Origin of the sequence: Devosia limi DSM 17137 (assembly GCF_900128975.1) — a bacterium.
Classification (GTDB): domain Bacteria; phylum Pseudomonadota; class Alphaproteobacteria; order Rhizobiales; family Devosiaceae; genus Devosia; species Devosia limi.
The window spans coordinates 206,853-228,886 of the sequence record NZ_FQVC01000001.1 but is presented as its reverse complement, the minus strand read 5'-3'; the positions used below and the strand labels follow the sequence as shown (position 1 = coordinate 228,886).

The following is a 22,034-nucleotide window of genomic DNA, read 5'->3' as shown; positions in this document are numbered from 1 at the left end:
TTAGGTTTGCCAGCGCTGCCCTTATCCGAATCTCCAAAGTCGAGACCATACCTGCCCATGCCAAGGTCCCTGTTTCCTGCGGCTTCAGCTGAAACCCGAAACCGCCTCGAGCAGAGCCCCACGCTCAAGCTGATCAACGATTTTGACTGGTCGCAGACGCCATTGGGGGCGATCCCCAATTGGGCGGAAAGCCTCAAGGGCGCCGTGCGCGTCATGATGGCCTCGTCTTCGCCCATGGTCATGCTGATCGGGCCAGCCGGCGTTTTGATCTACAACGACGCCTATGCAAGTTTCGCGGGTAACCGGCATCCTCAGATTTTTGGCATGCCCGCCACCGATGCCTGGCCGGAGATTGCTGACTTCAATCGCGAGAAGATCGCCATGGGCCTGCGCGGCGAGGCCCTGACGCTGCGCGACCAGGAATTGGTGCTGAACCGCCACGGTCACCTGGAATCCGGCTGGATGGACCTGCATTACAGTCCCATACTGGGCGAAGACGGACTGCCGATGGGCACGCTCTGTCTCGTCCATGAAACCACCGAGCGGGTGCTCGCCGAGAAGGCCCTGGTCCGCAGCGAAGAGCGCCTGTCGCTGGCGTTGAGTGGCTCCAGTCTTGTTGGCACCTGGGATTGGGACGTGGTCAATAATGTCGTCACTGCCGATGACAAATTTGCCGAGATGTATGGCATCGATCCGTTGCGCGCCGGTCTCGGCGTAGAGATCGAGCAGTTTTTCGCAGCAATCCACCCGGATGATCGCGAACGGGTCAGCGCCGAGATCATGGCCGCCGTTGCCAATGGTTTGGACTACCGCTCCGAGTATCGCCTGCTTTGCAAGCAAGGAGGCGTTCGCTGGATCGTTGCATCGGGGCGGGCGCGCCAGGATGGGAATGGCAATGCCACCCGTTTCCCGGGGGTGGCAGTCGACATTACCGAGCAGAAGCAGATCAGCGAGGCGCTGGCCGAAAGCGAGCTGCGCTTCCGCACCCTCGCCGACACCATGCCGCAAATGGTCTGGTCGACCTTGGCCGATGGCTTCCACGACTATTACAATGCGCGCTGGTACGAGTTCACTGGCATGCCGGTCGGCTCCACCGATGGCGAAGCCTGGAATGGTGTGTTCCATCCCGACGATCAGTCGCGCGCCTGGGACGTCTGGCAGCGCTCGCTGGCAACTGGCGAACCCTACCAGATTGAGTATCGGCTGCGCCATCGCTCCGGCGACTACCGCTGGACCCTCGGACTGGCGCTGCCGGTTCGCGATGCCAATGGCACCATTGTGCGTTGGTTTGGCACCTGCACCGATATTCATGAGACACGTCTGGCGGCGGAGGAGCGCGAGCTCGTCGCCCAGGAGCTCAGCCATCGCATCAAGAACATCTTTGCGGTATTGACCGGTATCATCAGCCTGTCGGCACGCAATCGGCCCGAGATCAAGCCATTCGCCGACGAACTGCGCCAGCGCATTTATGCACTAGGTGAAGCCCATAACTTCGTGCGGCCTCACAGCCATATCTCGCGCCCCCCGGAAGGGCAGGGCTCGCTTCGCGTGCTGATCGAGCGGCTGTTGCAGCCCTATGAGGAAAACGATGCGGCCCGTATTGAGTTTGCGGGCGATGATGCGGAGATCGATGACGGCGCGGCAACGCCCATTGCTCTGCTGATCCATGAGCTTGGCACCAATGCAGCCAAATATGGCGCGCTGTCGCGCCATGGCGGCCGCGTGATGCTGATGGGCTCGCGCGATGGCGAGCGCTATCATTTGTCGTGGAAGGAGCTCGGTGGTCCCGCCTTGGACTCTGACGCAGGGGCGGCGGGCTTTGGCTCGCGCCTGATCTCGCTGAGTGTCGAGGGACAATTGCGGGGCAAGCTGGTGCGGGTGTGGGAGGCCGATGGCCTGCGCGTCGAAATCGATCTGCCGATCAACGCGCTATGCCGCGCAACGACACCGGAAGACGCAGAGGAATAACCGTGGCTGCCCGAATGGACGGGATGTCTTTCAGCTCGCCGCTCAGGCGGGATTGCCCCTGAGGGACGACCAGTTGAAGAGCTGCAGACGACGTGGTGGCGTAGCCTCGGCGTCGCGATGGCGCGCAACCGCATATTCAACCGCCTGCTTGAGCTCCCGATCCGTCACCGGCTTGGGCAAGACGCCCAGCGTGCCAGGAATGCCGCCCCCGAGCTGTGAAGGATTTGCGGTCATGAACAGCACCGTGACGCCATGGGTCTGGGCCAGAATGCGCCCGATGGAGAGGCCTGTTGGGCCATCCTGCAGGTTGAGATCGACAAGAGCGACGTCTGTGTCACCGGCATAACCAAGCGCGGTCCGCTGGTCTGCGGCGATACCGACCGGCTTGTGACCCATTTCGGCAATCACATGCTCGATTTCGGCAGCGACGAAAATCTCGTCCTCAACAATCAGTATATTGCAGGTCATAACCTCAGCTCTTTTAGTCACTTTTGCTTTCTGTCAGGACGGAACTCATCAAGTGGGCGATGGGTTGCGGGAAAATCACGCATGGCAGCGTTGTTGTGATCGGGATTATCCCCCTTGGGGGTTACCAAAATCCCAAGCCGTCAGTCCAGTCCGGGTTTAGCGGAACATTAACCCTAATGCGGCATGAATTGGACAAGACCTGAAAGGTCGTCAGTTTCGGAGGCATTCATGCTGCGCCCGCTCCATAGCATCGTCGCCCTGGCCGCCCTCTGCGCAGCGGCCCCAGCCTTGGCCGCCGATGCCAACCTAATGTTCCCGGACCTGCGCCCCGCTTATCCAACAAGTTGGGAAGACAGCCCGGAGAATCCGCTGCGCTTTGAAGCGGGCCTGCGCTACTGGTATGCCCTTGGCGAGCAGAACGCGGAGCTTGGCGGGCAGACCTTCAATACCAGGGATCGTAGCCATATCCTTGAAGCCCATTTCCGCATCGACGATGCATCGACCGATAGCTTCCTCAAGGGGCAGGCGGGCTATGCCGTCGCTATTGATGGCGAGCATCTGACCCATGCCGGCGTCCCCACCAACTTTACCGGCGGTCAGGTTGGTTACGCCGGTGCCGATTTCGGCTGGACCCCATTCGGCAACGAGACGGTCAAATTCGGCTTCATCACCGGCTACCAGTTCCTGCGCGAGTCGCCTGACCGGGCGCGATTTGACGTCCAGTCCATCGATGGCCTCAACATCCATGCCCTGCGCCTTGGCGTGACTGGCCGCGCCGAAATCAACGACATGTTCGATATCGAGGCCGAGATCGCTGCCGTCCCCTATGCCTTCGCTTCGGGTTCGACTGCAGAAATTCCGTCCGCCGATCAGGTCGTGCAGGGCGTAACGGTCAATCGGAGCAATTTCACTGCCACCGGCGCCCTCTATGGCGCTACTGGCCAAGTGATGGTTGGCGTGCATCCCACCGAAAACCTCACCTTCCGCTTCGGCGGCCGCGCCTCTGTGCTTACTGGCCCGAGCAGCATGCGGTTCAAGCAGTGGAACGCGGCGACGCCAAACTCCTATATCTACAGCGACACCTTGCTCAGCGGCTTCTCACTGGTGCGTTATGGTGTCGTCGCTGAAGTGACCGGCCGCTTCTAGGCTCTTGCAGCAACGCAGCTCTAGCTTTGGCCGCTTGCCCTGATCGGGGTGAGCGGCTAAGTCTTTGCCGCGCGCGGGCCTCCCTCGCCACGCCATAGTCCCCAGCGAACGGACCCATCCAAAGTGACAGATCGCCTCCGAATTGCGCTCGCCCAGCTCAATCCCAAGGTGGGTGATCTGCCCGGCAATCTAGCTCTGGCGCGTCAGGCACTTGCCGATGCGCAGGCGGCCAAGGCCGATATCCTGCTGCTCTCCGAACTGTTCCTGACCGGCTATTTCCCAGATGACCTGCTGTTCAAGACGCAGTTTCTCAAGGACGCCATCGCCACGGCCAAGACGCTGGTTGCCGATACGGCCGGAACCGGCGTCACGCTGATTCTGCCCACCGTCTGGGTGAAGAACACCGGACTGCACAATGCCGTCGTCGTCGCCGAGGACGGCGAGATCATTGCCACGCGCATCAAGCGCGAACTGCCCAACAGCGATGTCTTCTATGAGGAACGCTATTTCGCTGCCGGGCCATTGTCCGATCCAGTCATGATCAAGGGCGTGCCGGTCGGCATTCCGATCTGCGAGGACATCTGGCACCCATGGGTCTGCGAGCATCTGGTCCAGCGTGGTGCGGAAATCCTGCTCTGCCCCAATGGTTCGCCCTACTGGACCAACAAGCAGCATGTCCGCAAGGATCTGGTGCGTGCGCGGGTCGAGGAAGACCAGGTGCCCATGCTCTACCTCAACCAGGTCGGCGGCCAGGACGAACTGGTGTTTGACGGCGCCTCCTTCGGCATGGAGCCCGGCAACAAGCTGGTGTTTCAGGGCAAGTCCTTCGAGAATGACTTCATCGTTAGCGACTGGGTGCGCGGCGACGAGGGCTGGACCTGCGCCAGGGGCGATGTGGTCGAGCTGACCTCAGTCGACGAAGCGCCCTGGCGCGCCTGCGTGCTCGGCCTGCGCGACTATGTGCACAAGAACGGCTTCAAGCAGGTGGTGCTCGGCCTCTCCGGTGGCATCGATAGCGCCGTGGTGGCGGCCATGGCAGTCGACGCCTTCGGTGCCGAGAACGTCCACTGCCTGATGCTGCCCTATCGCTATACCTCCGAGGCGAGCCTCAAGGACGCCAGGGACTGTGCGGACCTGCTGGGCGTGCGCTACGACATCGTCTCGATTGGCGATCCGGTGGACGCAGCGCTCGTGCAGCTCGCCCCCATTTTCGGTGACCGCCCGCAGGACCTGGCGGAAGAGAACATCCAGTCGCGCATGCGCGGTGTGGTGCTGATGGCAGTATCCAACAAGCTGGGTTCCATGTTGCTGACTACCGGCAACAAGTCGGAAATGGCCGTCGGCTATGCCACCATCTATGGCGACATGAACGGCGGCTACAATCCGCTCAAGGACATGCTGAAAATGCAGGTCTACAAGCTCGCCGCCTGGCGCAATGCCAATCTGCCGGGCGATAGCCGTGGGCCCGCAGGCACAGTTATCCCGCAGGCGATCATCGACAAGGCGCCATCAGCCGAACTGCGCCCCAACCAGACCGATCAGGACAGCCTGCCGCCATACCCGGTGCTGGATGCTATCATCGAGGCGCTGGTCGAAGAGGAACTGTCGATCGGCGAGATCGTCGCGCGTGGCTTCGATCTGGCACTGGTGCAGCGCATCGAAAAGCTGATCAACATCGCTGAGTACAAGCGCCGTCAATCGGCTCCGGGCCCCAAGCTGACGCCCAAGGCCTTTGGCATTGGCCGCAAATATCCCATCACCAATGGTTACAAGGACCGCACTGGCGCATGACCATAGTTCGCTACGCACCGTCGCCCACCGGCCGGTTGCATCTCGGCAATGCCCGTCCGGCGCTGCTCAACTGGTTCTTCGCCAAGCGCCATGGCGGCCGCTATGTGCTGCGCATGGACGATACCGATCTTGCCCGCTCGACCCGCGAGTCAGCCGACGGGATCGAGGCCGATCTGGCTTGGTTCGGCGTCAAGCCCGACCTCCTGGTGCGCCAGTCCGAGCGCACCGCGCTCTATGACGCCGCCCGCGACGCGCTGATTGCCTCCGGCCGGCTCTATCCCTGCTACGAAACCGAGGACGAACTCAGCCGCCGCCGCGCGCGGGCGCGGGCCATGGGCAGGCCGCCGCTCTATGATCGCGCCGCGCTCAAGCTGACCGCCGAGGACCGCGCCAGGCTGGAGGCCGAGGGCCGCAAGCCACATTGGCGCTTCAAACTCGATGGCCGTCCCGTGCATTTCGATGATCTGATCAAGGGGGGGCAGACGGTTAATACGGCGTCGATGTCGGACCCGGTGTTGGTGCGGGAGGATGGCTCGTATCTCTACACCTTGCCGTCGGTGGTGGATGATATCGACCTGGGGATTACTCATGTGATCCGGGGCGAAGACCACGTTTCCAACACCGGGACGCAGATCGAGATTTTCGAGGCTTTGGGGGGCAGCGTTCCCCTGTTCGCGCATCATAATCTGCTGACCGACGCCGAGGGGCAGGGGTTCTCCAAGCGCCTGGGATCGCTGTCGCTTTCCGACCTGCGGGAACAGGGATATGAGGCGATTGCGGTGGCGATCATGGCGACCCTGACGGGGACCAGCCTGCCCATCCAGCCCTATGCTTCGCTCGATGAAATAGCCAGCATGCTGGACTTCTTGTCGATTTCGCTTGGTCCTGCCCGTTTCGACCCCGCCGAGCTCGACGGGCTCAATGCGCGCATCCTGCACACCATGTCCTACGAGACCGCAGCGCCCCGCCTGGCAGCGCTGGGAATCGAGGGCGAAGCCCTGTGGCTGCTGCTGCGCGAGAACCTGACCAAGTTCGCCGATATCGTCGAATGGTCCAAGCTGGTCACCGGGCCGGTGACGCCGGTAATCGCCGACGAGGACCGCGAATTTGTCAGCACCGCCCGCCAGCTACTGCCAGCAGAACCGTGGTCGGATGCAACCTGGGGTGAATGGACCAATGCACTCAAGGCTGCCACCGGGCGCAAGGGCAAGGCTCTGTTCCTGCCGCTGCGCATGGCGTTGACCGGCCGTCACGATGGCCCGGAACTCAAGAACCTGCTCGTACTGGTTGGGCGTAGGGCGTGTCTGGACCGACTACTCTGACGGTTCGATCGCCGAACTGAACCAGCCGCAGATTGGGCTCGCCGGCATCGGGGGCCACCGGCCGGGCAATTGGCGCTTCGCCGGGTGCGGCGGGGCGCGGCCGCGGCAGTGGGACGCTGATCAGCGTCGCCTCGACCGCCGCCACCGCAACCGGTGCTGCCGGTATCTGCCGGCGGGGGTCGCGCAGCGGCAGTGGAAAGCGCAAGCCTGAAACCTCGGCAATGGCCCGGTTCTGTCCACTGGCGTCCGTGGCCAGCGTGATCTGCCCGCCACCGGTCGGAGCGGCGTTGCACGAACTGGTCATATCAACGGCTTCGCGGTAGCGGAACGCATTGGGCAGCGCGCTATAGGGCGACCCATTCTGGTTGCGCATCTGCTCGGCTTCCTGGCCGGGATTGTCGTAATAGTAGAGCTCGACCGGCGTGTTTGGACACATCTGCTGGCACTGCGCGGCGTCATTGCCGAGATAGTCGGGCAGGGTGGCATAACTGATGGGCCAGAAATAGCCGTCGGTCAGCCGCACGCAGACGGTGCGGATGGTGGCATAGCCGCCATAACCCCAGTTTTCATCGCCGACAAATTGGCCATTGCTGAAATCGCCTTCGGAGGTCGTGCCGAAAATGCGGTCGAACAGGGTCTGGCGCTCATTGTTGAAAGTGGCGCTGGAGCCGCGCTCGGCGCTGCAGCCGAAACGGGCCATTTCCTGCAGGATCGCTTCGCGCTGCTGGGCGACGGCAGTGGCGGTGCCGACCGACTGGTTGACCTTGGCATAGTCGTCGCGCAGGCGCAGCACATCGCGCGCAATGCCCTGGCATTGACGGGTCAGCGTCCGGCCGGCCTTGGCGTCGTCATTGCAGCCATTGCGGACATAGGCGCTTTCGGCGCTCTGCACCTGGGCGGCAAGCCCGCGCGCGGCCTGGGAATTGTTCTCGAAATTGCGGAAGTCCGCATTGCGGTCGAACTGGCGCAGCGCCGATTGCAGGCGCGAGCAGCTGGAGGACTGGGCATAGGCGGTATTGACGTCGAGGCACAGGCTGAACGCTGCAATCAGCAGGAGCAGCGCAGCGCGCATATTGAGTTTGCCGGAAGTCACCATTGAGCCCTATTCGTCGCGATCACATAGGCCAGCGCGATTGCGCGGAAACCTTGGGCGCCCTTAAGACAACGCTAGGGGGCGTGGCGACACTATAGTGGCCGAACCCGTGCCGTGATAGCGCTCTGCTGTCACACTCCAGCGACGAGATGATCCCGATGAAGTTAGCCACCCTCAGGAATGGTCGCCCCGATGGACAATTGGTGGTCGTGTCCAGGGACCTGACGCGCTACGTCTCCGCCAGCCGCATCGTCCCCAATCTGCAGGCGGCGCTGGATGAGTGGAAGGCCCTGTATCCGGCGCTTTCTGCCCTTGCCGCCGAACTTGATGCCGGCGCCGTTGCCGGGCAGCCGTTCGATCCCGACATGGCTGCAGCACCACTGCCGCGCGCCTATCAGTGGATCGATGGCGCCGGCTATCTCAGCCATCTCGAACGCGTCCGCTCGCTCAAGGGCAGCAAGAATGCCGAGCTGCAAACCAGTCGGCCGCTGCTCTATCAGGGTGGTTCCGATTCGCTGTCCGGCCCCACCGACGCCATTACCGTACCCGAGGCCGACCTGGCGCTGGACTTCGAGGCCGAAGTCGCCGTGATCACCGGGCCGGTGCCGATGCGGGCGACGCGCGAGCAGGCCGCCGCCGCGATCCGCCTGGTGACGGTCTGCAATGACGTCTCCCTGCGCAAGCTGGTGGTCGACGACCTGCAGAACGGCTTTGGCTTCTTTCATGCCAAGCCATCGACCAGCTTTGCCCCAGTAGTGATGACGCCGGAGAGCCTGGGCGATGCCTGGCGCGACAACCGACTGCACCTGCCGGTGCGGGTGCAGATCAATGATGCGCTGTTCGGGCAACCCAATGCCGGGATCGACATGCATTTCGATTTCGCCGCGCTGATCGTCGAGGCCGCGCGCACCCGCAAGCTCGCCGCCGGCACCATTATCGGCTCGGGTACCATCTCCAACCGGCATGATGAGCCCTTGCCGACCCGCAGGGATGGCATTGGCTTTGCGTGCATTGCCGAGGCCCGCACGGTCGAAAAGCTCAAATATGGCCGCGCGCGCACGCCATTCCTCAAGCCAGGGGATCAGGTGCGCATTGCCGCCATCGGGCCAGATGGCCAGCCGGTCTTTGGCGAAATCGACCAGCGGGTGGTGCTGCTCTAGCGCCTGCAATAACTTTCCTGTGTAGGCGTTGGGCATTACGGTCAGGCATGCAAGGATGGTGTCGAGTGGTGACGGGGCTTCGTCATCCATCCAGTTTTCGATCGCCTCCAAAGCGATTGGGCGGCACCCAGGTGCCGCCCTTTTTTATGCCTGGCGCATATGGGGCTTGATTTCGGCACCGCGTGCCGCCATTGTCCCGGCCATGAAGACCCTCGTTAATCAGATTAACGGCTGCATTATTACCTGCTAACCACTCGTTGGCGGCGCGGTCTTCTTCATCCAAAATTCCTGATGCCCGAAGAGCCACCCGCCTAGCGCACACGCATGGCCAGGACGCTTTATGACTTCGGGATCGCCACAGCTTTCGCTCTACAACACCCTGACCCGCAAGAAGGAACCCTTCGTTCCCATCGATGCGGGCAATGTGCGCATGTATGTATGCGGGCCGACGGTCTATGACTTTGCCCATATCGGCAATGCGCGCCCGGTGATCGTGTTCGATCTGCTGTTCCGGCTGCTGCGCCATGTCTATGGTGCCGAGCATGTGACCTATGTGCGCAACATCACCGACGTTGACGACAAGATCAATGCACGGGCCGCGCGCGACTTTCCCGACCTGCCACTCAACGAAGCGATCCGCCGGGTAACGGAAAAGACCGCCCGACAGTTCGCCGCCGATGTGAAGGCGCTGGGCAGCCTGGAGCCGACCTATCAGCCGCGCGCCACCGATTTCGTGCTGCCGCGCCCGGATGGCAAGCCCGACATGGTGACGCTGATCGCCACGCTGATCGAGCGCGGCCACGCCTATGTGGCTGGGGGCGAGGTGCTGTTCGACGTGACCTCCATGCCCGATTACGGCGCGCTGTCGGGCCGCAACCTCGAAGACAATCTGGCGGGCGCCCGCATTGCGGTGGATGCCCACAAGAAGAACCCGGCCGATTTCGTGCTGTGGAAACAATCGAGTGCCGAGGAGCCAGGTTGGGACAGCCCCTGGGGCCGTGGCCGTCCGGGCTGGCATATCGAGTGCTCCGCCATGAGCGCGGCCTATCTGGGCGACGTGTTCGACATTCATGGCGGCGGGCTGGACCTGATCTTCCCGCACCACGAAAACGAGATCGCCCAATCGCGTTGCGCCCACGGCACCCATGAGATGGCCAGGGTCTGGATGCATAATGGCTTCCTGCAGGTCGAGGGACAGAAAATGTCCAAGAGCCTGGGCAATTTCGTTACCATCAATGACCTGCTGGAGACAGGCGCGATGGGCGGCCAGGCCTGGCATGGTGACGTGCTGCGGCTGGCCATGCTGATGACCCATTATCGCGAACCCATCGACTTTTCGGTGAAGCGGCTGGAAGAGGCGCAGTCCAAGCTGGTCGATTGGCAACGCGCGGCCCGCGATGGGCAGAGCACCGAAGATATCGGCCCCGACGCCTCGGTGGTCGAGATGCTGGCCGACGATCTCAATTTCCACCGCGCCAGCGTGGCACTGGATGCGATTGCCCGTCAGGCCAATCGCGAAGACGGGCAGGCGGCAAAGCAGGCACTTGGCGCAACGCTTGAATTTCTGGGCTTTGGCCGCGACACCCTTTTGACATCGGGCGATGGCTGGGAAGAGCCACCCCATATCGCTGCGGCGGTCGCGGCGCGCCTTGCGGCCCTCAACGGCAAGGACTTTGCCGAGGCGGATCGCATTCGCAACGAACTGGCCGAGCAGGGCATTGCCCTGATGGATTCCAAGGACCCCGAGACCGGGGAGCGCCGGACCAAATGGGAGGTGAAACGATGAGCTGTCCTGACCACATTTCTCTGAGTGCTGCCGATCCCGACGGGCACACTATCGAAGCGGTTTGCCATGTCCCGGACTAAGCCAAAAGACCTGACCGGCGGCTGCCAATGCGGCGCCGTGCGGTTCAAGGCGCGTCTCTTGGGGCGCGGCTCGATCTGCCATTGCCGCATGTGCCAGAAGGCCTTTGGCGGCTTTTTCGGTCCGTTGGTGACGGCGCATGACGCGCAATGGACCCGTGGCGAGCCAAAGTGGTTCCAGAGTTCCAACGCTGCCCGTCGCGCCTTTTGTGGCGATTGTGGCACGCCGCTGGCCTATGAAACCCGCTTCGGGCTGGAACTGGCCATCGGCGCTTTCGATGATCCGACCGTGGCGCCGCCGGTGATCCAGGTGAATATGGCCGACAAGCTGCCGTTCTTCGATGGGCTGACCAGCCTGCCGGCGCGCACCGAGATCTCGGACGAATGGCAGACCTTCCTCGCCGGCATCCATTCCAACCAGCATCCCGACCATGACACCCAGGATTGGCCGCGTCCGGAGGGAACCAAGTGAGCCAGGTTCGTACCGGCGGCTGTCAGTGTGGCGCCATCCGTTTTCGCGCCGCGTCGCTGCGTGACAATCCCCATGTCTGCCATTGCCGCATGTGCCAGAAGGCGACGGGCAATTTCTTTGCGGCGCTGATTGGCGTGCCGCTCGAGGACTTTACCTGGACGCGCGGCACACCCGGCAGCTTCCGCAGTTCGGACCATGTGCAGCGCGGCTTCTGCAGCCAATGCGGCACGCCGCTGTTCTTCCGGCATGACCAGAGCCAGCATATCTCCATGTCCATCGGGGCGTTCGACCACCCCGAGACCATCCCGCTGGCTTTCCAGCTGGGGATGGAAAGCCGCCTGCCGCAGGTGGACCAACTCTCCGGCCTGATGGACTACGGCAGCACCGAGGACAGCGATCCCGACGATTTTTCCGCGATCAAAGCCAGCAACCGCCAGCATCCCGATCACGACACGGCCACCTGGCCACCCAGAGACTGAGTATCGTTTGATGACCAAAGACCGCCTCTATATCTTCGACACCACCCTGCGTGATGGTGCCCAGACTGCTGGCATCGAGTTTTCCCTGGAAGACAAGATCTCCATTGCGGCCCTGCTCGAGGAGCTGGGGGTGGATTATATCGAGGGCGGCTATCCCGGGGCCAATCCGGTCGATACCGAATTCTTCAGCGAGAAGCGCACGCGCCGCGCCACCTTCACCGCCTTCGGCATGACCAAGCGGGCAGGGCGCTCCGCCGCCAATGATCCCGGCGTGCAGGCGCTGTTGAACTCGCGGGCCGATGCCGCCTGCTTTGTCGCCAAGGCCTGGGACCATCAGGTCAGGGTGGCGCTGGAAATCTCGCTGGAGGACAACCTCGACAATCTCCGCGATACGGTGGCGGCGGCGGTTGCCTCCGGCAAGGAAGCACTGGTCGACTGCGAGCACTTCTTCGACGGCTTCAAGGCTAATCCCGACTATGCCAAGGCCTGTATCGTCACCGCGCTGGAGGCCGGCGCGCGCTGGGTGGTGCTCTGCGACACCAATGGCGGCACCATGCCGTCCGAGATCCGCGACATTGTCGGGCAGGTGCTGGCCGTTGCGCCGGGGGATCGGTTGGGCATCCATGCCCATGACGATACCGGCCAGGCCGTGGCCAATACGCTGGCGGCGGTGGAAGCGGGCGTACGCCAGATCCAGGGTACGCTCAACGGCATCGGCGAGCGCTGCGGCAATGCCAATCTCATCACCATCATCCCGACGCTGGTGCTCAAATCGGCCTTTGCCGATCGGTTCGAGACCAGTATCGACGTCGCCCGGCTGGAGCGGCTGACCTCGATCTCGCGGGCCTTTGACGATCGGCTCAACCGCGCCCCGGCCCGGCAGGCGCCCTATGTCGGCGCCTCGGCCTTTGCCACCAAGGCGGGTATCCACGCCTCGGCGCTGCTCAAGGATTTTTCGACCTATGAGCATATCCCGCCCGAAAGCGTCGGCAATGAGCGCTCGATCATGGTCAGCCAGCAGGCGGGCAAGTCCAATCTGCTGACGGCTTTGGCGCGGCATGGGATCGAACTGGCCAAGGATGACAGCCGGCTGGAACGGCTCCTGGCGACGGTCAAGGAGCGCGAGGCGCGGGGCTATTCCTACGATGGCGCCGATGCATCCTTTGCGGTGTTGGCACGCCGGGTGCTGGGCACGCTGCCGGATTTCTTCCAGGTAGAGAATTACCGTGCCAGCGTCGAGCGGCGGCACAATGCCCAGGGTGAGGAAGTTACCGTCACCGAGGCGGTGGTGAAGATCCGTGTCGAGGATGAGTTGCTGATGTCGGTCGCCGAGGGCAACGGGCCGGTCAACGCGCTCGATCTGGCGATGCGCAAAGACCTCGGCAAGTATTCGAGCCGCATCGAGGATCTGGTGCTGGTCGACTTCAAGGTCCGTATTCTGGACGGCGGCACGGGCGCGGTCACCCGTGTACTGGTTGAAAGCCGTGACGGCACCGGCGAACGCTGGCACACCATCGGCGTTTCCCCCAACATCATTGATGCCTCGTTTGAGGCGCTGTATGAGTCGATAACCTACAAGTTGTTGAAGACTGAGGCGGCACAGGCGACGACAACTTAGAACTCTGCCCAAGGGCAGTACCGCGCTGACGCGCCCTGGAGGACAAACTGGCCGACCCCGCTTCGCAACACCCCCTGGCGCTCACCATCGGAGCAGCGGCAGTTACTCTCGTGGCTATCATAGGCGTGCTTGTCGGCCCCTCGATGGTCGCCTGCTTCAACAGTGCCGACGGCATGGGGCTGTGCCTGCGCGGCAAGATGGTCGAGGTGGGGCTCGTGCCGGCGCCGGACAGCGCCGTGGCATCAGCCCCGAGTGAAGCGGTGGCATCGGCGCCGAGTGAAGCGGAGGTCGTGCCCGAGGTGGACGCAACGACCACGCCGGTGCCGGAGAACCTCATCGCAGCCACCTTTGGCCTGCTGCGCGCCGAGCCCGATGGTTCGGTGGTGATCGCCGGCAGTGGCACGCCGGGAACCGAAGTCGCAGTCTATTCCAATGGCGACCTGCTGGGCCGCACCACGGTGGAGCCCAGCGGCGACTGGGTGCTGGTTCCCGAGCAGCCGATTGCGCCGGGCGGTACCGAACTCACCCTGGCCGAGACCGGCAAGGACGGCCGCGCCGCGCAATCCTTCGTCGTCGTCATCAATGAAGACAAGACCAGCGAGCCACTGGTGGTCGCCAGCACGCCCGGCGCCGCCAGCGAAATTCTGCAGGGCCTGCCGCGCCCGGCACCGGGTACCAGCGTCGCCGTCGCCGCGGCCAACCCGTCCGTGCCGGCTGAAGCAGCGGCCGAGGCGCTTCCGGCTGAACCCGCTGCTGCCCCTGAAGTGGCGCAGACTGCACCGGCACCAGCGTCGTCCGCGCCCGCTGCAGCGCCTCCAGAGCAGCCCGAAGTGGCGGCGACTGTAACGGCAACGCCAGCGGCGCCAGCTGCTGACGCGGCCCCGCAGCCTGTGGCCGATGCGCCTGCAGCCGAGGCCGAAGCCGAGCCTGCACAAGTTGCAGCGGTTGAGCCAGCAGCGCCAACGCCAGCTGCCGAGCCTGCTGCAGAGCCAACTGCCGAACCAGCCGTCTTGGCCGGCGCAGCACCAACCATTGATGCCATCGAGATCGAGGGCGCGCGGACCTTCTTTGCCGGTGGCGGTGCGGAAGGCGCCACGATCCGCCTCTATGTCGATGACAGTTTCATCGCCGATGCCCTGGTTTCGGACGGCCGCTGGCTGGTGGAGGCCGGGAACGTCCTGACCAAGCCATCGCAGCGCATCCGCATCGATATGCTGCAAGCCGACACAGCCGATGTCGCAGCGCGCGCCGAGGTCGACTTCGTCGTTGAACTGCCGGCGGAAGCACCGGTGGAAGCGCCGGTCGCTGCGCCGGCTGCGCCGGTCGCCGTTGCCGCTGCCGAGCCAACACCGGCCAGTCCGGCGGCCACAGCCGTTGCGCCGACTTCGTCAGCAGTCGCGCCGACTGCGCCAGAGGTTGCGTCCAGCGTGCCGGAAGCGGCCCCCGTGGGATCGGCAGTCGCGCCAACCGCCCCCGACGCCAGCCAACCTGCGATCAGTGACGGCGATAGTGCGACCCCGGCCGCTGAGCCAGCATCGGGCGCGCCTGCGGCGGCGATTGTGACGCCAGAGGCCGTGCCGCCAGAGGTCGTGCCGCCCGAGGCGGTCGCGACAGATGCACCGGCCAGCGATGTGCCGACCATGGTGGCGACGGCCGTTGGCGATCCCGAGGCGCAGCGCTTCGCCTCCGGCAAGGCGATCATCCGGCGTGGCGATAATCTGTGGACCATTGCCCGGCGCGTATATGGCGCCGGGATCAAGTACACCGCCATCTATGACGCCAACGAGGATCAGATCCGCGATCCCGACAAGATCTATCCCGGTCAGGTGTTTGCGCTGCCCGCCAGCGCCGATTAGTCCTTTCGCGACGTCTGCGGCCCGTTCCCCACAGGTGCGGGCCGCTTCCATGTCCATTGAACTTGCGCGCAACCGTCCCATCTTCTATCGTAAATCACCGATCATAGAAGTGTGCCATGCGCGACGACGATATTGCCACCATCATGCGGGCGCTCGGCCATCCGGTGCGCCTGAATATCCTGCGCATCCTGGCGACCCAGCAGCGCGGTGAGTGCTGCTGTGCGGATGTGACCGAGTCGCTGCCGCTGGCGCAGTCCACAGTGTCCCAGCACATCAAGGTGCTGCTCGATGCCGGGCTGATCAAGCGGCTGCCGCGCGGCACCCGCAATTGTTACATTGTCCAGCACGACCGCCTCGCGGCGCTGGGTTCAGCTTATTCCAGCATGGTCACGGGGCTGAACCCCGATGGCCGGAACGTGGAAACGGAACTGGTTTAATGACCATCGAACAGAGCAAGTCTAAAAAGCCCAGCGTCAGCGGGGACGAGGGCTCCTTGCTCTCGACCGTGAAGAATCTGTGGACCTATATGTGGCCCGAGGATCGCCCCGACTTGCGGTGGCGCGTCGTGCTGGCAATTGCTGCATTGCTGGTCTCCAAGGTGGCGACCACCCTTATTCCATTTGCCTACAAGGGCATTATCGACAGCCTTGATGGCAGCCGGGCCGGCAGTGCCGTGGTCATGGGCCTGGCGGTGCCCATCGTCATGGTGATCGCCTATGGACTGGGCAATGTCATCGACGCCGGTTTCCAGCAATTGCGCGACGTCTTGTTCGCCAGTGTCGGCCAGAACGCCGTGCGCAAGCTGGCGCTGCGGACGTTTCATCACCTGCATCGCCTGTCATTGCGCTTTCATCTGGCCAAGCGCACCGGCGGGCTGAGCCGCGTCATCGAGCGCGGCACCAAGGGCATCGAGACCATCGTGCGGTTCACGATGCTCAATATTGCCCCCACCATCGTCGAATTTGCCATCACCGCGGTGATCTTCGTCACCATGTTCGGCATCAGCTATCTCGGCGTGCTGGTGGTGACGATCTGGCTCTATCTCTACTTCACCATCAAGGCCTCGAACTGGCGCATCGGCATTCGCCGCGACATGAACGAGAGCGATACCGACGCCAATTCAAAGGCGATCGACAGCCTCCTGAACTTCGAGACGGTCAAGTACTTTGCCAATGAGAAGATGGAGGCCGAGCGTTTCGATAAATCGATGGCCGGCTATGAACGCTCGGCTATCCGCATCTGGACCTCGCTGGGCTTCCTGAACTTCGGCCAGGCCGTCATCTTCTATTCCGGCATGATCGTTATCTCGGTGATGGCGGTGAACGGCGTGCTCAACGGCACATTGACGCTGGGCGATTTTGTCCTGCTCAACACTTTCCTGATGCAGATCTACCGGCCGTTGAACTTCATCGGCTTCGTCTATCGCGAACTGCGCCAGGGGCTGACCGACATCGAAGAGATGTTCAAGCTGCTCGACCAGGACCCAGAGGTCATCGACAAGCCGACCGCCAAGCCGCTGGCCATTACCGGCCCGGTCATCCGCTTCGACAACGTCACCTTCCATTATGATCCGGATCGCCCGATCCTGAAGGGCGTCAGCTTCGAAGTGCCCGCCGGCAAGACCGTCGCCATTGTTGGCCCGACCGGGGCCGGCAAGTCGACCATTTCGCGGTTACTGTACCGGTTCTACGATGTGACCGGCGGCGCCATCACCATTGACGGGCAGGACCTGCGCGATATCACCCAGGCGAGCCTGCGCTCGGCCATCGGCATGGTGCCGCAGGATACAGTGCTGTTCAACGATACCATCGGCTACAATATTGAATATGGACGGCCCGGAGCGTCGACTGAGGAAGTGCGCGAGGCCGCCCGCATGGCCCAGGTTGGCGCCTTCATCGAGACGCTGCCCAAGGCGTATGATACCCCGGTCGGTGAACGCGGACTCAAGCTCTCTGGCGGCGAAAAGCAGCGCGTAGCGATTGCCCGCACCATTCTGAAGGCGCCGGCCATCCTGATCCTGGACGAGGCGACGTCGGCACTCGATACCAAGACCGAACGCGACATCCAGTCGGCGCTGGACCTGGTCTCGGCCAACCGGACGACAGTGGTCATCGCGCATCGTCTCTCCACGGTGATCAATGCCGACGAAATCCTGGTCCTGCGCGAGGGCCAGGTAGCGGAGCGCGGCACGCACGCCCAGCTGCTGGCCCAGGACGGCCTCTACGCCCAGATGTGGAACCGCCAGCGCGAGGCCACCGAGGCCGAAGAACAACTGCGCCGGACCACTGAAGACCCCGACGGCTTCGTCAAGCGCGGTATGCCCGCTGCCGAATAGGAAGCGTGGTGCTGATTGAATGTGACCCCGGCGAAAGCCGGGGTTTTCTTTTGGGAATGCCGGCTTAGCCGGGATGACGGGATGTTTGGCGGGCAGGGCGCATCGGTCCCGGCCTCGGTCCAATTCCCAATTCCAATCCGGTCCAAATCTCGATCCCAATCGCCAAAGCCATCCTAACCGACCACTGCCTCCGTGCCCATCACCGGGTCATTCCCGCGCAGGCGGGAATCCATTCGTTCTTCTTGCGCCAGAGCAAGAGTGGATTCCCGCCTGCGCGGGAATGACTTCGTGGGGGCGAAGAGGTCGTCGGCGCTGGATGTGGCACACAATGACGCCGAGGTGCTCGAACCGCAGCACCCCCACCCTGGCCCTCCCCTCAAGGGGGAGGGGACGCAAGGTGGCGAGGGCGGTTGGGTGGGGTTTTAGGCAGAGGCTGGTCCCGGCGCTTGCCATCTCCAACCGCTGCCTCCGTATCCATCACTGGGTCATTCCCGCCTGAGCGGGAATGATTTCGTGGGGGGCGAAGAGGTCGTCGGCGCTGGATGTGGCACACAATGACGCCGAGGGGATCGAACCGCAGCACCCCCACCCTGACCCTCCCCCTCAAGGGGGAGGGGACGCAAGGGGGCGAGGGCGGCTGGGTGGGTTGGGATTGGGATGGGGTCTCAGGCAGAGGCTGGTCGGGGCGGTTGGGTGGGGTGGGATTGGGATGGGGGCTCAGGCAGAGGCTGGTCCGGGCGCTTGCCATCTCCAACTGTTGTCTCCGTAGCCTATCACCGGGTCATTCCCGCGCAGGCGGGAATCCATTCGTTCTTCTTGCGCCAGAGCAAGAGTGGATTCCCGCCTGCGCGGGAATGACTTCGTGGGGGCGAAGAGGTCGACGGCGCTAGATGTGGCACACAATGACGCCGAGGTGTCCGACCGCAGCACCCCCACCCTGACCCTCCCCCTCGAGGGGGAGGGGACGCAAGGCGGCGAGGGCGGTTGGGTTGGTTGGGATTGGGGTGGCTCAGGCAGAGGCTGGTCCGGGCAGGGATGGGGACAGGGATCTCGCGGGATTGGTCCCTTACCAAACCCCCAACAAAAAAGGCCCGCATCGCTGCGGGCCTTTGGTTCGTTCGAACCGCCTACTCGGCGGCTTCGGGGCGGCTGACGACGGTGACGCCGTTCTTTTCCTTCTCCACCAGCCCGGCATCCGGGCTGACGATGTAGCGCTTGGAGCCATCGGCATCGTCGGGGATTTCGACGGCCATGCCATCGAAGCCGGCCGGGGCGGCCATAGCGTGGCCACGGCGGAAGGGGTTGCGGATCGAGGACAGCCCGATCTTGCCGCCCAGCCACTTGATCTGGCGCCAGACCACGGTCGGGGCCGTGACCATGACCGGCACCATGACCAGGGTCAGGGCGGTGGACACGAACAGGCCCGACACCAGCGCCGCCGACAGGTGGATGAACCACGAACCGGCAATGCCGCCCATGACGATCTCGCGGCGGATGAAGTCGAACTCGACATTCAGCGCCATCGGGATAACGCCGAGCGCCGTCACCGTGGCGGTGAGCAGGACCGGCCGGACACGCTGGCTGATGGTGATCAGCATGGCCTTGATCGGCTCGACATGTTCGTCGCGATGGTAGTGGTTATAGGTGTCGATCAGCACGATGCCGTTCTTCACCACGATGCCGGCCAGCGCCACGATACCCAGGCCCGTCATGATCGCCGAGAAACTCATCCCGGTAACCACCATGCCCAGCATCACGCCGGCAAGCGACATCACCACGGTCATCAGAGTGACGACCACCTGGTAGAAGCTGTTATATTCGATCAGCAGGATCATCGCGATCAGGGCCAGGGCCGCGAACAGGGCCGAGAAGATGAAGGCGTTGGTATCGTCGACCTGCTCGGCCGCGCCGCCATAGACGATCTTGACGCTGGCCGGCCATTCCTGTTCGGCCTGCCAGGATTTGATCTGCTCGATCTTGGCATCGGAAGCGACGTCCGGTTCGAGATTGGCAGCCACGGCCATCGAATAGACGCCATTGCGGCGGGCGATGTTGGCAACCTTGGGCACGGCAGTCCGTTCGATGAAGTTCGATACCGGCACCAGCCCCTGAGCCGTCACGATCCGCAGCGAGTCGAGAGCATCGAAGGTGCGCTCGGCTTCGGGCAGGCGGACACGGATATCGAGTTCGTCGCCACCGTCATCGGGACGGTAGCTGCCGAGCTTGACGCCCGATGTGACCAGCTGGACATAGGGGCTGAGCTCCCGCACGCCGATGCCGTATTTGGCCGCAGCTTCGCGATCGATCGTGATCTGCCAATCGATGCCGGGGGCAGGGCGGCCGTCTTCGACGTCGATGGTCTGACCCAGGTCATTTTCGATATAGTCCCGCAGCTTGGCGACGGCGGGGGCGATATCCTCATAGACCGTGCCTTCGACGCGCAGATTGATTGCCTTGCCGGCCGGGGGGCCGTCTTCCTGGGCAGCAATCTGCACCTCAAGGCCCGAGATATGGGCAACGCGTTCGCGGATGTCCTGAAAGATCTGCGCAGCCTTGACGCGGTCATTATAGGGCATGAGCTGCAGGTTGAACGAACCGATCGTGTCCGGAGGGCCACCGGCGCTCAGGGTATCGCCGCCACCGCCGAAGCTCATGATGACGTCCTGGATGCCGTTGACCTGCAGAATCTCGTTCTCGACCTCAACGAGCATGTCGCGGATTTCGATCGGCGAGTAATTGCCGCGGGTAATGACGTTGACCTTGCCGAACTCGGGCTCGGAGGCCGGGAAGGCCTCGGTGCCGGTCGGGTTGGCGATATAGGCCCAGAACATCAGGAAAACGAGGCCGAAGCCGACCGCCAGGGTCGGTATCGGTTGATGCAGCAGGTGCTCCATCGTGCGGACATACATGCCGGTGACGCCGCCGACCTTCTTGGGATCGAACTTGTCGGCATACATGACGATATCTGCGGCTTCCTTGGCCTTGGGGTCCACATGGGTCGAGGCAATGAAGGCGCCGATGATCGGCATGAAGATGAGAGCGGAGACGAGCGAGGCGCACATCACCACGATCACGATGATCGGCAGATAGCTCATGAACTTGCCGATAATGCCCGGCCAGAACAGCAGGGGGATGAACGCGCCCAGCGTCGTGAAGGTGGCCGCAACCACCGGCACGAACATCTTGCGGGCGGCCATGATGAAGGCCTCCTTCTTGGGCACGCCTTCCATCAGTTTGCGCTCGGCATATTCCACGACCACGATCGGGTCATCGACCAGCACACCCACCGCCAGCACGAGGCCGAACATGATCATCATGTTGATGGTCATGCCCATCATCTGCACGACAAGGAACGCGATCATGAACGAAATCGGGATCGACATGCCGATCATGATGGCGGGGCGCACGCCCAGCGTCGCGATACAGGTGATCAGCACCAGCGCGACGGCGGTCAGCACGGCTGCTTCCAGGGAGCGGAACAGCGACTTGGTCGAGTCAGCCTGATCGATCAGGAAGCTGGTTTCGATGCCCTGCGGCCAATCGGCGGTGAAGGCTTCGGTGGTGGCGCGCACGTCATCGGAGACGGTGATGACGTTGGTGCCCAGCTTCTTGACCACGCCCAGGGTGATGGCCGGCTGGCCGTTCACATGGGCATAGGAGGTGGCGTCTTCGAAGGTGCGGGTGATATTGGCGACGTCGCCGAAGGTCACCACGGTGTCGCCCGAGGTCTTGAGCGGCAGCGAATAGACGTCGGCGGCGTTCTTGATCAGGCCGGGCACTTCAACGTTGAACGAGCCCTGGCCGCTATCAAGGGTGCCGCCGGGAACAACCATGTTGTTCTTGGCCAGCGCGTCGAACAGCTGTGCGGCCGTCAGGTCATAGGCTTCCAGGCGGTTGAGATCGATGGTGACCTCAAGCACTTCGTCGCGCGAACCCGAAAGGGTCACGCTCTGCACGTTGCCCATGGCCTCAAGCTCTTCCTTGAGATCCTTGGCGCGCTTGACCAGCTCACGCTCCGGCACGGTGCCATAGACGGCAACCGAGATGGTGGGAATGTCGGTAAAGGAGATTTCCGACACGATGGGTTCTTTCGCGTCGTCAGGCAGCTCGGAGGAGATGCCGTCCATCTTCGCGCGAATATCGGAAAGCGCGCGGTCCTTGTCGGCATTCACGTTGAATTCGAGGAACACCGATGCGTGGCCGGTGGTCGCGGTCGATGAATAGTTCTCCAGCCCGTCGATTTCCTTGATGCGGTCTTCGATAGGCTTGGCCAGCAATTGCTCGGCATCGCGCGGTGACACCCCGGTCTGGGAGACCGAGATGTAGAAGTACGGGATGTCGATGGCCGGAAAGCTTTCCTTGGGCAGGGTGTTGTAGGCCATAAAGCCGGCACCCAGAAGGATCGCCATGATGGTCAGAACAACGCGCGGCATCCTGAGGATGCGTTCGATCAGGTCCAGCAT

Annotated in this window: 15 protein-coding genes; 12 read left to right on the top strand and 3 right to left on the bottom strand. The window is 63.1% G+C overall.

Annotated elements, in window-relative coordinates:
- Nucleotides 1-57 precede the first annotated feature (57 nt).
- The gene (locus BUA69_RS01015) at nt 58-1,968 is read left to right on the top strand and encodes a PAS domain-containing sensor histidine kinase (RefSeq protein WP_052950674.1); all 1,911 of its coding nucleotides are present in this window, start codon (nt 58-60) and stop codon (nt 1,966-1,968) included.
- Nucleotides 1,969-2,010: 42 nt separating this feature from the next.
- Here BUA69_RS01015 and BUA69_RS01010 read toward each other — a convergent pair whose 3' ends face one another.
- A complete protein-coding gene (locus BUA69_RS01010) occupies nt 2,011-2,457 on the bottom strand; it encodes a response regulator (protein WP_280136814.1) in 447 nt (148 codons plus the stop codon).
- A gap of 207 nt (nt 2,458-2,664) precedes the next feature.
- Between BUA69_RS01010 and BUA69_RS01005 the strand changes: the two genes are divergently transcribed.
- From BUA69_RS01005 to gltX, 3 genes are all read left to right on the top strand, one after another.
- Complete coding sequence (locus BUA69_RS01005) at nt 2,665-3,582, top strand: hypothetical protein (protein WP_046136237.1); 918 nt, start codon at nt 2,665-2,667, stop codon at nt 3,580-3,582.
- Nucleotides 3,583-3,705: 123 nt separating this feature from the next.
- The gene (locus tag BUA69_RS01000) at nt 3,706-5,373 is read left to right on the top strand and encodes an NAD+ synthase (protein ID WP_046136236.1); all 1,668 of its coding nucleotides are present in this window, start codon (nt 3,706-3,708) and stop codon (nt 5,371-5,373) included.
- Nucleotides 5,370-6,695, top strand: coding sequence for a glutamate--tRNA ligase (gene gltX, locus BUA69_RS00995; protein ID WP_046136235.1), 1,326 nt, complete (start codon nt 5,370-5,372; stop codon nt 6,693-6,695). Before BUA69_RS01000 ends, gltX begins: the two co-directional genes overlap by 4 nt.
- On the opposite strand, the gene BUA69_RS00990 is transcribed toward gltX, so the two are convergent.
- Nucleotides 6,640-7,788, bottom strand: a complete 1,149-nt coding sequence (locus BUA69_RS00990) for a DUF2865 domain-containing protein (protein ID WP_160300144.1) — start codon at nt 7,786-7,788, stop codon at nt 6,640-6,642. The two genes, gltX and BUA69_RS00990, sit on opposite strands and share 56 nt — an antisense overlap.
- A 158-nt stretch (nt 7,789-7,946) precedes the next feature.
- On the opposite strand from BUA69_RS00990, the gene BUA69_RS00985 reads away from it, so the two are divergent.
- The 8 genes from BUA69_RS00985 to BUA69_RS00950 all read left to right on the top strand — a co-directional run bounded on the left by BUA69_RS00985 (nt 7,947) and on the right by BUA69_RS00950 (nt 17,571).
- Nucleotides 7,947-8,948, top strand: a complete 1,002-nt coding sequence (locus tag BUA69_RS00985) for a fumarylacetoacetate hydrolase family protein (RefSeq protein ID WP_046136260.1) — start codon at nt 7,947-7,949, stop codon at nt 8,946-8,948.
- A gap of 340 nt (nt 8,949-9,288) precedes the next feature.
- Nucleotides 9,289-10,734 (top strand): cysteine--tRNA ligase, encoded by a 1,446-nt coding sequence (gene cysS / locus BUA69_RS00980; protein ID WP_046136233.1) that lies wholly within the window; start codon nt 9,289-9,291, stop codon nt 10,732-10,734.
- A 66-nt stretch (nt 10,735-10,800) separates the two neighbouring features.
- The gene (locus BUA69_RS00975; protein WP_046136232.1) at nt 10,801-11,283 is read left to right on the top strand and encodes a GFA family protein; all 483 of its coding nucleotides are present in this window, start codon (nt 10,801-10,803) and stop codon (nt 11,281-11,283) included.
- Complete coding sequence (locus tag BUA69_RS00970; RefSeq protein WP_046136231.1) at nt 11,280-11,762, top strand: GFA family protein; 483 nt, start codon at nt 11,280-11,282, stop codon at nt 11,760-11,762. The genes BUA69_RS00975 and BUA69_RS00970 overlap by 4 nt, the downstream gene beginning before the upstream one ends.
- A gap of 10 nt (nt 11,763-11,772) precedes the next feature.
- A complete protein-coding gene (cimA, locus tag BUA69_RS00965) occupies nt 11,773-13,380 on the top strand; it encodes a citramalate synthase (RefSeq protein WP_046136230.1) in 1,608 nt (535 codons plus the stop codon).
- Nucleotides 13,381-13,490: 110 nt separating this feature from the next.
- Nucleotides 13,491-15,236 (top strand): LysM peptidoglycan-binding domain-containing protein, encoded by a 1,746-nt coding sequence (locus BUA69_RS00960; RefSeq protein ID WP_143154370.1) that lies wholly within the window; start codon nt 13,491-13,493, stop codon nt 15,234-15,236.
- A 116-nt stretch (nt 15,237-15,352) separates the two neighbouring features.
- Nucleotides 15,353-15,673, top strand: a complete 321-nt coding sequence (locus tag BUA69_RS00955; RefSeq protein ID WP_052950672.1) for an ArsR/SmtB family transcription factor — start codon at nt 15,353-15,355, stop codon at nt 15,671-15,673.
- Nucleotides 15,673-17,571: an ABCB family ABC transporter ATP-binding protein/permease gene (locus BUA69_RS00950; RefSeq protein WP_046136229.1), complete on the top strand. Its 1,899-nt coding sequence runs from the start codon at nt 15,673-15,675 to the stop codon at nt 17,569-17,571. The genes BUA69_RS00955 and BUA69_RS00950 overlap by 1 nt, the downstream gene beginning before the upstream one ends.
- 1,127 nt (nt 17,572-18,698) lie before the next feature.
- On the opposite strand, the gene BUA69_RS00945 is transcribed toward BUA69_RS00950, so the two are convergent.
- Nucleotides 18,699-22,034 carry an efflux RND transporter permease subunit gene (locus BUA69_RS00945; RefSeq protein ID WP_052950671.1) on the bottom strand — a complete coding sequence of 1,112 codons (3,336 nt, stop codon included), beginning with the start codon at nt 22,032-22,034 and terminating at the stop codon, nt 18,699-18,701.